The 13,778-nt window shown below is 75.8% G+C and carries 6 protein-coding genes; 3 read left to right on the plus strand and 3 right to left on the minus strand.

What is annotated here, in order from left to right; all coding sequences use genetic code 11:
- The 3 genes from H288_RS0119900 to H288_RS0119910 all read left to right on the plus strand — a co-directional run bounded on the left by H288_RS0119900 (position 1) and on the right by H288_RS0119910 (position 3,342).
- Positions 1-345: a hypothetical protein gene (locus H288_RS0119900; protein ID WP_020094333.1), complete on the plus strand. Its 345-nt coding sequence runs from the start codon at positions 1-3 to the stop codon at positions 343-345.
- Positions 346-443: 98 nt separating this feature from the next.
- On the plus strand, positions 444-731 hold the full coding sequence (locus H288_RS0119905; protein ID WP_020094334.1) for a hypothetical protein: 288 nt from the start codon (positions 444-446) through the stop codon (positions 729-731).
- Positions 732-1,305: 574 nt separating this feature from the next.
- Positions 1,306-3,342: a TonB-dependent siderophore receptor gene (locus tag H288_RS0119910; protein ID WP_020094335.1), complete on the plus strand. Its 2,037-nt coding sequence runs from the start codon at positions 1,306-1,308 to the stop codon at positions 3,340-3,342.
- 257 nt (positions 3,343-3,599) lie between these two features.
- On the opposite strand, the gene H288_RS32530 is transcribed toward H288_RS0119910, so the two are convergent.
- The 3 genes from H288_RS32530 to H288_RS33535 all read right to left on the minus strand — a co-directional run.
- Positions 3,600-7,718 carry a non-ribosomal peptide synthetase gene (locus H288_RS32530; protein WP_020094336.1) on the minus strand — a complete coding sequence of 1,373 codons (4,119 nt, stop codon included), beginning with the start codon at positions 7,716-7,718 and terminating at the stop codon, positions 3,600-3,602.
- Complete coding sequence (locus H288_RS35130) at positions 7,715-7,993, minus strand: phosphopantetheine-binding protein (protein ID WP_020094337.1); 279 nt, start codon at positions 7,991-7,993, stop codon at positions 7,715-7,717. Before H288_RS35130 ends, H288_RS32530 begins: the two co-directional genes overlap by 4 nt.
- A partial coding sequence (locus H288_RS33535; protein WP_199778772.1) for a non-ribosomal peptide synthetase occupies positions 7,915-13,778 on the minus strand: 5,864 nt, incomplete at its 5' end. The genes H288_RS35130 and H288_RS33535, both read right to left, overlap by 79 nt.

The following is a 13,778-nucleotide window of genomic DNA, read 5'->3' on the forward strand; positions in this document are numbered from 1 at the left end:
ATGAAGCTGCGCGCGCTCGCCCATGCCCGCACGGGCGACAAGGGCAACACGTCGAACATCGCGCTGATCGCCTACGACGCGGCGGATTACGAGCACCTCGCGGCGCACGTCACGGCCGAGCGGGTGTGGGCGCATTTCCGCGGGATCGTGACCGGCGACGTGACCCGCTACGCGCTGCCGAAGCTCGGGGCGCTGAACTTCGTGCTCACGGGGGCGCTCGGCGGCGGCGTCACCCGCTCGCTCGCCCTCGACGCGCACGGCAAGGGCCTCGGCGCCGCGCTCCTCGATCTGGATATCCCGGACCTCGGCGCCGGCCGAGCCGCACGCGGAAGCCCGAGACCGTGAGGGTCGAGGCGGCCGCGGCCTGATCGCGATGCGGGTTCGAACCAGAGGCCGCCCATGACCGTTGACGGTCGTTCAGCGTGACCGTTCGAAGAGCCCAGATGGACCGCCCCCGCCGCGTCGGACTGCCCTGGTACACCCCGGAGCAGTACCCAGCCCTGCGCACCAGCCTCGCGGACGGCGCCAAGCTGCCCCCCGACTACGAGACCTGGCGCGTCGCCACGGAGCAGATGGAACGGGAGGTGCAGCGCAGCGGCGTCGAGGTCGTGCGCGTGCCGGTCGAGCCGGAGATCTTCGCGGCGTGGTGCGAGCGCGCCGGGCTCCCGCGCGACGCCGCGGCGCGCGCCCGGTACGCGGCCGCCGCGCTGGCGGCAGACTGGGCCGTCTGAGAGCGGGCGCCCAGCCGGGCCTCGATCCGGGCCTCGAGCCGGGCCCCGAGCCGGGCGTCGTTCGGCGGGCCCCCGCGCCCGCGTCACGGATCACGTCGATCCCGCCATCCCTGCCGGGTTGTCCTGCGAGGACTAGCACATCGCAGTAGAGAGGTTGCGCGCAACTCTTTTCTTCCGATCTCACGCGCCTCGTCCCGACGGGGCGGTCCGGGTAAATCTCGCAAATTAGAATTATTACATGTTGATTTTGTCTCTGATCTGCAACTGAACTGCCGTTATAGGCTCACAGGCGGGCTTGACCTATTGCGTTCCTGTGCGGCGGCCGCACAGATGGAGGTCTCGCAGCCGAATCCGACCGCGGCGGCTGCAGCGCCCAAGAGTTGCCTGCATGTGCGTCGATTTCGCTCCCGCTCCGTCCGATCGACCACAGAAGCGCCTCCCGTATTGGGGGCCGCTCCTGCTGTCGGCGGCCGTCGGTATCTCGTTGCCCGCCGACGAATTGGCCGCGCAGCCGGTGAGCGGCGGACAGACTGCTGTCACCCTCGACGAGATCCAGGTTGTCGGACAGGGAGGATTGTCGCCCAACACGGCGACCGGGCCGGTCAACGGTTACGTCGCCAAGGCGAGCGCGTCCGGCACGAAGACGGACACGCCGATCATCGAGACGCCGCAGACGATCAACGTCGTGGGCGCCCGTCAGATTCGCGACGAGGGGGCCTCGACGCTGGCCGAGGCCCTGGCCTACACGCCCGGCCTGAGCAGCCAAGCCGTGGGCGGCTTCGCCAAGGTCTCCGACGGCTTCACGATCCGCGGCTTCACCGTCGAGGCGGGCAATTCGGGGCTGCTGCGCGACGGTCTGAAGCTGCAATCGGGCGTCTATGACGGGACGCAGGAGCCGTACGGGCTGGAGCGCCTGGAGGTCCTCAAGGGCGCGGCGTCGATCCTGTACGGCCAGCTCTCGCCCGGCGGCATCGTCAACGCCGTCAGCAAGCATCCGCTCCAGACGCCGTTCAACGAGATGAATGTCAGCTTCGGCCAGTACAATCGCAAGGAAGTGTCGGGCGATTTCACCGGACCGCTCACCGACGACGGCGCGTGGTCGTACCGGCTGACCGGGCTGATCCGGAACAGCGACAGCTATCTCGCGTACACGCCCGACGACAAGCGCTACATCGCGCCCGCGATCACGTGGCGGCCGTCGACGGCGACCTCCGTCACGCTGCTCGGCTACTATCAGGAGATCCACACGCGCTTCCAGCCGCCGCTCTCGGCGGTCGGCACGCTGCTGCCCAACGGCCGGTTCCCCCGCTTCGCCATCGACCGGTTCTACGGCGAGCCCGCCTTCGACCGGTACGATTCCCGGTCGGGCGCGATCGGCTACCAGATCGATCACGCCTTCTCGGACTCGGTCCGGCTGCGCCACGCCCTGCGCTACTACCAGTCGGGGGTCGACTGGGACTACCTGACCCCGACATCCCTACTGGCGAACCGGCAGGTCGCGACGCGCGGCGTCAGCATGCGCAATGAGAACGCGACGGGCGTGGCGTCGGACACCTCGCTCGAGACGAAGTTCGTCATCGGCCCGACCGCGCACACGCTGCTGACTGGCATCGACTACTACCGCAGCTTCCTGAACTCGGAGCGCTACACCAACGGCACCGTCGGCAATCTGAACGTCTACGCCCCGGTCTACGGCCTGACCTACCCGCGGATCAATTACGCGATCAACACCGGCTCGAAGAGCCTGCTCGACCAAGTCGGTATCTACGTCCAGGATCAGGTCAGGTTCGACCGCTTCGTCTTCCTGGCCGGCGGCCGCCAGGACTTCGCGCGCACGCAGGTCCTCACCTACCGCACCGGCGCGCAGCTCGATCAGAACGACAGCGCCTTCAGCGGGCGGCTCGGCCTGCTCTATCTCGGCGATTACGGGCTGGCGCCCTACGTCTCCTACAGCCAGTCCTTCCAGACCTTCGCGGTCACCGACCGGAACGGAAATCCCTTCCAGCCGTCGCTCGGCGAGCAGTACGAGGGCGGCCTGCGCTGGGAGGTCCCGGGCGCCGACACCCTGCTCAGCGCCGCGTTCTACCGGATCAACCAGACGAACGCGCTGGTGGCGGACCCGGTCAACCCGGTCTTCAGCACGCAGGCCGGGCAGGTCCGCTCGCAGGGCTTCGAGGCCGAGGCGCGGACGAATTTCGGCCCGCTGGAGGCGGTCGCCTCCTACTCGTACACCGATGCCCGGCAGACGCGGACCACGGTCGCGGCGAACTTCAACCAGCGCCTCGACCTCGTGCCCTACAACCAGGCTGGCCTGTTCGGCACCTACGACATGGGCCTATTCGGGATCCCGGGCCTGCGGCTCGGCGGCGGCGTGCGCTACGTCGGCAGCTCGAACATCTCGGGCGCGACCTTCGACTCGCGCGCGGCGACCCTGTTCGACCTCGTGGCGCTCTACGATTTCGGCGTCGCCGACCCGAGCCTCAAGGGATGGCGCGCCCAGATCAACGCCCGCAACGTCCTCGACCATTCCTACGTCACCTGCGTCACGGTGAATGGCTGCCGGTACAGCGAGCCGCGCAACGTGTTCGGGACCCTCACATACCGGTGGTGAGCCTCTCGCCGGCGGTCGCCCCCACGCGGGGCGGCGGGTCCGGACGCGGCGGGACCGCGCCCGGGCATCCGCGTCGGACGGCCGCCGTGACCCCGCCAGCGTCGGCCCCGGCCGGATCGGCGCGCGGTCCCTGATCCGACGCATCCCTGCGCCCGCCGCGGACCGGACGCACCGCGCGCTCCGGGTCCCCGCCGCCGCCGCGGCCCCTCGTCCTGTCGGGATCGACGCGGGCCCTCGCGGAAGGGCCCGCGCCCGGATCAGGCTTCGGCCGCGTCGAGGGCCTCGGCGAACGCGTCCTGGAACGCGGTGCTCCGGAGGATGTCCAGGTGCCGCGCGCCGGGAATGATCCTCAGGTCCGCGACCGGCGCCAGCGCGCTCCAGTCGCGCAGGCGCTCCGGTCGCGTCAGCGAATCCGCGGCCTGGAAGACGTGCACGGGCCGCGCCAGCGGCGCGAAGGCGTGGCGCTTGGCCCGCACGCGCTTGTCCAGGAGGGCCCACAACTCGAACTCGCGCGCCGTCAGGTCGGGCCCGTCCGCGGGCAGCTCCGGGTTGTCGATGAGGTAGGCGTCGAGCGCCTCCCGCTCGTCCGCGTCCATGCGGGCGATCAGCCCGCGCCACTGCTCGGCCATCCGCGAGCCGTCCAGCCAGTCCGCGCGCCGCCGCGCGGCCAGCGCCCGCGCGTCCGCGACCAGAGCCCGCGGCGCCGCGAAGGGCACCGACTCGAACACGTCCACGAGGCCCAGGAAGTCGACGCGCACGCGCCCGTCGAGACGGCGCGCGGTCTCGTAGGCGAGGTCGCCGCCGGACGACCAGCCGACCAGCGCGCACCGGCCGCCCGGCGCGTGCGCGGCGATGCAGTCCGCGTAGGCGCCGCTCAGCGCGGGCACGTCGTACCCCTGCCAGCGCGCCTCCGTGTAGACGTGGCTGACGAAGCCGTGGACCGGCCGCTCCGGGCCGAGCCGCGCGGCCAGCGCGGCGAACTCGGTCGCGTTGGCGATCAGGCCGGGGACGCAGAAAAGCGGAATCCGTCCGCCCTCGCGGCGGAGATGGACGATCTCCGGCCCGCGCGGAGCCGCCGGCGCGACGCGTTCGGCGAGGTCGGCGAGGCTCTTCGCGCCGAGGATCTGGGCGAGGGTGAGGGTCTTGCCCCCCGCGACGCCCTGCCGGCGGATGCGCGCGAGCATCTTCAGGCTCAGGATCGAGTCACCGCCGAGGTCGGCGAAGGCGTCGTGGCGGCCGATCGCGGACGGATCCAGGCCGAGGAGGTCGGCCCAGAGGGCGGCGAGCGCCCGCTCCGTCCCGTCCCGGGGCGGATCCTTCCCGTCCGTCCCGCGCGCCGCCTCCAGCGACGCCAGGGCGCGCCGGTCGAGCTTGCCGTTGGGGGTCAGCGGCAGCGCGTCGAGCCGGGTCAGGCTCGTCGGCACGAGGGCCGGCGGCAGGCGCTCGGCGAGCCGGGCGCCGACCGCGGCGAGGTCGAGGTCCGGGTCGGCCACGACGTAGCCGGCGAGGCGCGGCCCCTCCGCCCCGTCGGCCTCCGGTTCGGCGAGCGCGATGACGGCGGCGTCGCGGATTCCCGGAAGGTCGCGCAGGGCCGCGGCCGCCTCGCTAGGCTCGACCCGGTGGCCACGGATCTTCACCTGGTCGTCGGCCCGGCCCACGAAGGCGAGGCTGCCGTCGCGGAGAAGCCGGACGCGGTCGCCGGTCCGATAGAGGCGCGCCCCGGGGCCGGCATGCGGGTCCGGAACGAACCGCTCGGCGGTGAGGCCCGGCCGGTCGAGATAGCCCCGCGCGACCTGCGGCCCGCCGAGGTAGAGCTCCCCCGTCGCGCCCGGCGGCACCGGTGCGAGGAATCCGTCGAGCACGCGCGCGCGGACGCCCGGGAGCGGCGTCCCGATGGGCGCGCCGCCGGCCCAGCGTCCGGCCCCGTCCTCCGGGCCGAGCGCACCGCCCCGGTGTTCCGCCCCCGCGCGGACCTCCTGGCACAGCGCGCCGACCGTCGCCTCGGTCGGCCCGTAATGGTTGACCACCCGGCAGCCGGGCTTCAGCGCGGCGATCCGGTCGACGAGGGGCCAGCGCAGCGCCTCGCCGCCGAGGATGAGGAGCCGTTCTGGCAGCGCGGCGGCGGGGTCGGCCGCCTGGAGCAGCGCGCCGAGGTGGCTCGGCGCGATCTTCAGGGCGTCGATCCTCCGGTCCCCGGCCGCGTCCCCACCGACCGCCGCGGCGAAGCGGTCGGGGTCGAGGGCGGTCTCGTGGTCGAGGAGGTCGAGTTCCGAGCCGCCGGCCAGCGCGCCGAACAGCACGGTGTTGCCCAGGTCGGCCGCCACGGTCGAGGCCATCGCGACGCGGCCGCCGGCGGGCAGGCCGACGCGCGCGAGCATTCCGGCCACGTACTGCGCGAGGCCGCCGCGGGTCACGACGACCCCCTTGGGCCGGCCCGTGGAACCCGAGGTGTAGAGGATGTAGGCCGCCGCGTCGGGATGCGGCGGCGCGGCCGCGAAGGGCGGGGCCGCCGCGTCCGCGGCCGGGTCGAAGCGCGCCGCGATCACCGGCCGGTCGGGCCGGTCGCCCGGAACCGGCTCGCCCAGGACGAGGCAGGCCCCGCACTCGGCCACGAGGTCGGCCCGGCGGGCGGCCGGGAGACCGGGATCGATCGGCACGTAGGCGGCGCCGGTCTTGAGGATCGCCAGGAGGCCGAGCACCCATTCGGGGCCGCGGCCGAGATGGAGGGCGACCCGCGTCTCCGGCCCCGCCCCGTCCGCGGCCAGCCGCGCGGCGAGGCGGTCCGAGGCGGCATCCAGCTCGGCCCGGCTGTGGGAGCGCCGGCCCTGCCGCAGGGCGGGCGCCTCCGGTGCCTCGGCCGCACGGGCGCGCCAGGCCGCGACCACGTCGGGCGCGACCCCGTCGAGCGCGGCCGGGTCCGTCGCCGCGGCCGGGGCGGGGCTCGCCAGCGCGTAGAGCGGGCGGTCGGGTTCGGCGACGGCCGCGGCGAGCAGCGTCGCGAAGGCCTCGGCCAGGCCCGCGACGGTCTCGGGGTCGAACAGGTCGCGGGCGAAGGCCAAGCGGCCGCACAGGCCCTCGGCGGAATCGACGAGATCGAGGCTGAGGTCGAAGTGGACGTCGCCCCCGTCGAGCCCGCGCAGCCGCATCGGCCGGCCGGCGAACCGGGCGTCGGGCGGGGGCGCGGCCTGCTCGGTGACCTTGACCTGGAACAGCGGGTGGAGCCCGGGCCGGCGCTCCGTCGCCGACGCCGCGACGATCCGGTCGAACGGCAGGTCGGCGTGCGCCTGGGCGGCCAGCAGCCGATCGCGGACCTGTCGGAGATGGACGCGGAACCCGTCGCGCGGGTCGACCCGCGCCCGCAGGACCCCGATGCCCGTCAGGTGGCCGACCATGCCGCGCGTCTCGGGCCGCGCGCGGTCGGCGAGCGGCAGGCCGACGCGCACGTCCGCGCCGTCGCCGTAGCGGGCCAGCGTCAGGGCGAACCCCGCGAGGGCAGCCATGAACGGCGTCGCGCCCTCGCGGCGGGCGAGGCTCCGCAGGGCCTCGCTCACTTCGGGCGGGATCCGGAACGCGTGGATCCCGCCCGAAGCGGCGCGCTCCGCGCGGCGGGGCCGGTCGAGGGGCAGCGGCGTCTCGGCCGGGGACGCGCCCAGTTCCGAGCGCCAGTACGCGGCTTGGCGCTCGGCCTCCCCGGCCTCGAGCCGGCCGTGCTGCCAGAGGGCGTAATCCGCGTACTGCACGGGCAGCGGCGGCAGGCCGTCGGCCCCCGCCTCCCGCGACCGGGCCGCGTACAGGGCGTCGAGGTCGCGCAGCAGCAGGGGGATCGACTGCCCGTCGGCGGCGATGTGGTGCAGGCCGAGCAGGATCCGGTCGGTGCCGTCCCCGAGGCGGTGCAGCTCGACGCGGAGCAGGGGGCCGGCCTCCAGATCGAACGGCGTGCGGGCCAGGGTCTCCGCGAGGGCGTCGCTGCCGGCGGCGTCGAGCCCCTCGCGGACCCGGATCGGGACCGGGGCGGCCGGGTGGACGCGCTGGCACGGCTCGCCCTGCGGATCCAGCCCGAAGGTGGTGCGCAGCGGCTCGTGGCGCCGCACGAGGTCGTCGACGGCGGCCTGGAGCCGCGCCGGATCGAGGGTCCCGGCGATCTCGACGATGCCGGTCAGGTTGTAGGCCGGGCTCAGTGGCTCGCGTTGCCAGGTCAGCCACAGGCCGCGCTGCGCCGCCGAGAGCGGCAGCGCCGTCCTGTCTCCGTCCGCCGGGACGATCGGCAGGGTGGCGAAGTCGATCCCGTTCTCGGCGAGCTTGGCGAGGAAGGCCCGGCGCTGCTCCGGCGCGAGCCGGGCGAAGCGTCGCGCGATCTGCGTGGCCTGAAGGGTCATGTCCGCGTCGCTCCTGCCGCCGTCTCGATCGCGTCGAGCCAGCTCTCCATGTCGGTGAGGTCGGCCGCCCCGGCCCCGCCGGTGCTGCCGTCCGCGTCGATCCGGGCGGCCAGATCCGCCAGAGTCGGGTGATCGAAGACCGCGCGCAGCGGCAGGCGCGGTCCCAGGCTCTCCTGGACGGCGGCGACGAGCTTCATCACGAGGATGGAATCGCCGCCGCGCTCGAAGAAGGTGTCGGAGCGGGCGACGGCGTCGGGGCCGGGCAGGCCGAGCACCGCGGCCCAGAGATCGGCGAGGCGCCGCTCGGTCGCCGTGCGCGGCGGGTCGGCGTCCCGGGCGGGCACGTCCGCGTCGGGCTCGGGCAGGGCGCGGGCGTCGAGCTTGCCGCTCGTCGAGAGCGGCAGGGCGCCGAGCAGGACGATCGCGGCCGGCACCAGGGCCTCGGGCAGGTCGCGGGCCAGGGCGCGGCGCAGCTCCTGACGCGAAAAACGGTCTTGTGCAGGATGGTGTCGTGGGCACCGACGCGCAGGTGGTCGGCCATCCAGGCGAGGCGGTTGGCGAGGGCGGCGTGGGTGTTGGCGCAGGCCTTGGGGGTGCCGGTGGAGCCGGAGGTGTGCAGGACGTAGGCGAGCGCGTCCGGGTGGGGGGCGCGGGTGCGGGGCCGAACGGGCCGGGCGCTGTCTTCGTCCGCGTCGGTATCCGGATCGGCGTCCGGATCGGCGTCGAGGACGAGGGGTGAGCGCCCTGCGGCGTCGGCGAGGTCGGGGTGTCGATCGGCGAGTTCGGGCTGGGTGAGGAGGAGGTCGGCCTCTGCGGCGAGGGCGGCGAGGCGGGCTGCGGGCAGTTCGGGGTTGAGGGGGAGGATGGCGGCGCCGGTCCTGAGGACGGCGAGCCAGGCGGCGGGCAGGTCGCAGGTGCGCTCGAGGAGGAGTCCGACGACTCGCTCGGGTCGGGCGCCGGCGCGGGCGAGGCGTCGGGCGATGGCGGTGGCGCGGGCGTCGAGGCCGGCGCGGGTCAGGCTGGTCCGGGCGTCTGTGACGGCCGGGGCGTCCGGGTCTTGCGCGAGATGGTCTGCGAAGGCGGCGAGGACGTCGCCGGCGCCGTCCGGGTAAGCCCGGGCGGTCGCGTTCGCCGACCCGATCACCGCCCGGTCGCTGTCGGGCAGCGGCGGCGGCAGCGCCCCGAGCGGGGTTGCCGGGTCGGCCTCGGCCAGGGCGGCGAGCTGGGCCACGAAGGCGGCGAGCAGCGCCTCGGCATCCGCGGGCGCGAGGCGGTCGGCGGCGTAGCTCAGGCGCAGGGCCAGCCGCGTCCCGTCGGGGCCGGTCTCCGGGTGGACCACCAGGGTGACGGGGTAGTGCGTGGTCTCGGCGACGATGGCCGGGCCGAGGCGCAAGGCGTGCGGGTCGGCAGCGTCGCCGTCCCCGTTTCCGTCGCCGTCCCGTCCGTGGCGCGCGGCGGCGAGGGCGGCGTCGACGGGGTAGTTCTCGAACACCACGAGGCTGTCGAACAGGCCGCCCGTCCCTGTGCCCGTGCCCGTGCCCGTGCCCGCGGGGCCGGCGAGGCGCTGGATGGCGGCCAGGGGCAGGTGGCCGTGCTCGCGCAGGCCGAGACCGGCCTCCTGCACGCCCGCCAGCCACGCGCCGAGCGGCCGGGCCGGGTCGAGGTCCACGACCACCGGCAGGGTGTTGATGAACAGCCCGAGCACGGTCTCGGCCCCGGGCAGGTCGGCCGGGCGCCCGGCCACGGTCGTGCCGAAGGCGACGCGCGTCTGCCCGGTGCGGGCGGCCACGAGCCGGGCCCAGGCGGCCTGGACGCAGGTGTTGAGGGTGAGGTGCGCGGCCCGGGCGCGGGCGAGCAGCCGCCCGGCGGCGGCCGGCGGCACCCGGTGCCGGACCTCGCCGTGATGCCGGACTTCGCCAAGATGCCGGACCTCGCCGTGCCCGGGCGGGCGCTGTCCGTCTCGGGCGCCGGGCGTGCCGGGCGTGCCGGTCGTGCCGGGCGGGTCGAAGGTGTCGGCGAGGCGGGTGGGGGCGTCGAGGCCGGCGAGGGCGTCCTGCCAGAAGCGCTCGGCGGCGGCCCGCGGCTGGCGGGCGAGCCAGGCGAGGTAGTCGGCGAAGCGTCCTGTGACGGTCTCGGGCTCCTCTCCGCGGTAGCGGGCGAGCACCTCGGCGACGAGGCGTGCGGTGCTCCATCCGTCGAGGATCAGGTGGTGGACGGTGAGTACGAGGTGGTGGCGGTCCGGTCCGGTGCGGACCAGGACGAGGCGCAGGAGCGGGGCCCGGGCGAGGTCGAAGGGCCGGGCGCGCTCCTCGTCGGCCAGGGCGGCGAGGCGGGCGGCGAGGCGCGCGGCGCGGGCATCCTCGTCCGGGGCGTCCTCGTGCGGCGCATCCTGGCTCGACGGCTCCCCGGTCCAGTCGAGGCGTGCGAGGGGCAGGGGCACGGGGTCGAGGACGGCCTGGAGGGGCGGGCCGCCGGCGGGGTCGAGGATGGCGGTGCGCAGGACGTCGTGGCGCTCGAGGGTGGCGCGGACGGCGCGGGCGAAGCGGTCGGGATCGAGGGGTTCGAGGTCGAGGCGGACTTGGTTGCGGTAGGCCGCATCCCCGGGGGCGAGGCGGGCGTGGAAGAGCAGGCCCTCCTGCAGGGGGGTGAGCGGGTAGAGGTCGGCGAGGCTGTCGGGGTCGAGGGTACCGGCCGCGCGGGCGTCGGCCAGGAGTGTGTCGAGGCCGGGTTGGTCGAGGCGGGCGAGGGGCAGGTCGGCGGGGGTGGGCCGGCGCGGGGTGCCCGGGTCGGCGCAGTGGGCGACGAGGGCCTGGAGGGTGTGCCGGGTGTCGCGGGCGATGGCGGCGATGGCGGCGGCGTCGTGGCGGTCGGGGCTGAAGCGCCAGGCGAGGTGGAGGCGGCCGGCGCGCACGAGGGCGGTGAGGGTGAGCTCGGCGCCCGCGGGGCTGTGGGGGGCGCGCATGGGCCCCGCGCTCTCGGGGGCGAGGGCGAAGGGCGCGTCGGGGTCGGCGCGGTCGGCGTCGATCTGGCCGAGGTAGTTGAGGAGGATGCCGGGCTCGGGTGCCGCGGCGATGCGGTGGCGCAGGTCCGCGACGGGGCCGTGGCGCAGGAGGTCGTGGCTGAGATCGGGCTGGGGCAGGGCGCGGCGGGCTTCCTTGACCCGGCAGAGAGCGCGGCCGAGGAGTGGACCGAGGGCGAGGCCGTGGGCGGCGTCGTCCGGCGGCAGGTCCGGCGGCAGGTCCGGCTCGCCGCCGAGGGGGTCGAGCCGCAGCGGCACCAGCGTGGTGAACCAGCCCACCGTCCGGCTCAGGTCGTGGCGCGCCGCCTCGCCGGCCGCGTCCGCCAAGCTGTCCGCCAAGCTGTCCGCCAGGGCGTCGGCATCGCGACCGTGGCCCTCGAGCACGACGCGCACGGCTCGCCCGCCGCAGCGGCGCGACACCGCCACCGCGAGCGCCGCGAGCAGGAGTTCGTCGGGGCGCGTGCGGTAGGGCCGGCCGGCCCGGCGCAGGAAGGCGTCGGTGGTGTCGGCGTCGAGGCTGTCGGCGATCTCGGTCTGGGCGGATTCGACGTTGGGGGCGTCGGGCCGCGCAGGTTCGAGGCCCCATGCGGGCGGCGCGAGCTGCGCCGCCCAGGCCTCGGCCCAGGCGCGGCGGCGGTCGGCCTCGGCCGGATCCCGGGCCAGGGTGTCGAGGTGCCGGGCCCAGGCGGGGAAGGAGGTCGCGGGCGCCGGCAGGGTCCGCCCCGCGAGGACCAGGGCGAGATCCGCCACCAGGATGCGCCAAGAGACGGCGTCGACCACGAGGTGGTGGGCCACGAGGAGGAGGCGCTGCCCGCCGTCCGGGGCCGGATCGACCAGGACGGCGCGCAGCACCGGTCCGCGGGCGAGGTCGAGGCTCGTCTGCGCGGCCTCGGCCAGCGCCGCCAGGGCGGCCGCGTCCCGGGCCTCGCGGCGCCACAGCGACTCGGCGGCCGCGACGGCGTCGGCGGCGGTGCAGGTCTGCCGCCAGCCGCCGTCGGCCGCCTGCGCGAAGCGCAGCCGCAGGGCCGGATGGGCGGTGGACAGCGCGGCGAGCGCCTCCGCGACGCGGTCCGCCGCGAGGCGCGCCCGCGGGACGAGCAGCACGGCCATGTTCCAGTGCGCGCGCCGCGGCATCGGCGCGGCCAGGAACCAGCTCTGGATCGGGGTCAGCGGCACCGGGCCGGCCTCGAGGCCCGGATCGGTCGCCGCGTCGCGCGCGGGGAGCGCCGGGCGTGCGCCCTGGCGCTCGGCGTGCGCGGCGAGGGCGGCGAGGCTCTGATGGGTGAACACGTCGCGGGGGGTGAGCGTCAGGCCGGCCTGACGGGCGCGCGTGACGAGCTGGAGGGCGAGGATGGAATCGCCGCCGCGCTCGAAGAAGGTGTCGGAGCGGGCGACGGCGTCGGGGCCGGGCAGGCCGAGCACCGCGGCCCAGAGATCGGCGAGGCGCCGCTCGGTCGCCGTGCGCGGCGGGTCGGCGTCCGGGGCGGGCGCGTCCGCGTCGGGCTCGGGCAGGGCGCGGGCGTCGAGCTTGCCGCTCGTCGAGAGCGGCAGGGCGTCGAGCAGGACGATCGCGGCCGGCACCAGGGCCTCGGGCAGGTCGCGGGCCAGGGCGCGGCGCAGCTCCTGCGGGTCGGGGTGCGCGCCCGGCGCGGGCACCGCGTAGGCCACGAGCCGCGCGGGGCCGTCGGGTTTGCGGCGGGCGAGGACGGCGGCCTGGGCGATGCCGGGCTGCGCGCGCAGGGCGGCGGCGACCTCGCCGGGCTCGACGCGCTGGCCGCGGATCTTGACCTGCTCGTCGGCGCGTCCGCGGTAGTCGAGGGCGCCGTCGGGGCGGCGTGCGGCGCGGTCTCCGGTGCGGTAGAGGCGCGCGCCGGGCCTTCCGAACGGGTCGGGCACGAAGCGCTCGGCGGTCAGGCCGGGGCGTCCGAGATAGCCGCGGGCGAGGCCGGTGCCGCCGATGTAGAGCTCGCCCACCACCCCCACCGGCACCGGGTGCAGCGCGTCGTCGAGGACGTGGAGCTGCGTGTTGGCGATCGGGTGCCCGATCGGCACCCGCGGGGCGTCCCGCTCGGGCCCGCAGGTCCAGGCGCTGACGTCGATGGCCGCCTCCGTCGGCCCGTAGAGATTGGCCAGGTCGGCCCGGCTCTGGGCGCGGACGGCGGCCGCGAGGTCGGGGGCGAGCGCCTCGCCGCTGCACACGATGCGGGACAGGCTCGAGCAGGCGGCGAGCCGGCCGGACGCCAGGAACGCCTCCAGCAGGGCGGGCACGAAGTGCACGATCGTCACCGCGTCCCGCCGGATCAGGGCGGCCAGCGCGTCCGGATCGCGGTGGGCCTGCGGCGGCGCCATGACGAGGCGTGCGCCGCTGACGAGGGGCAGGAGGATCTCCCAGACGGCGACGTCGAAGGAGACCGGGGTCTTGTGCAGGATCACGTCGGCGGGGCCGACCGCGAAATGGGCCCGCATCCAGGCGAGGCGGTTGGCGATGGCGGCGCGGGTGTTGGCGCAGCCCTTGGGCGTGCCGGTCGAGCCGGACGTGTAGATGAGGTAGGCCAGGGCGTCCGGGTGCGGCGCCGCGGCCGGCAGGGCGGGATCGTCCGCCGCCTCTGCCAGATCCGGGGTGAGGATCTGCAGGTCCGGAAGCTCCGCCGGCCCGGGCATCCGCGCGGCCGGGCCGGACTCGGTGACGAGGAGGCGCAGGGCCGCCTCTCGGGCGGTCGCGACGAGGCGCGGGCGCGGCAGCTCGGGGTTGAGGGGCAGGATCGCGGCCCCCGTCTTGAGAACGGCGAGCCAGGCGACGAGCAGCGCGCAGGACCGCTCCAGCCCGACGCCGACCAGAGTGTCGGGACCGGCCCCGGCGCGGGCGAGGCGACGGGCCAGCGCGGAGGCCGCGCTGTCGAGGGCGCGGCGGGTGAGCGCGCCCTGCCCGTCGGTCACCGCGATCGCGTCCGGGTCGTGCGCGCGGTGGTCTGCGAAGGCGGCGAGGACGTCGCCGGCGCCGTCCGGGTAGGCCCGCGCGGTCGCGTTCGCCGACCCGATCA

Origin of the sequence: Methylobacterium sp. 285MFTsu5.1 (genome assembly GCF_000383455.1) — a bacterium.
Lineage (GTDB): Bacteria > Pseudomonadota > Alphaproteobacteria > Rhizobiales > Beijerinckiaceae > Methylobacterium.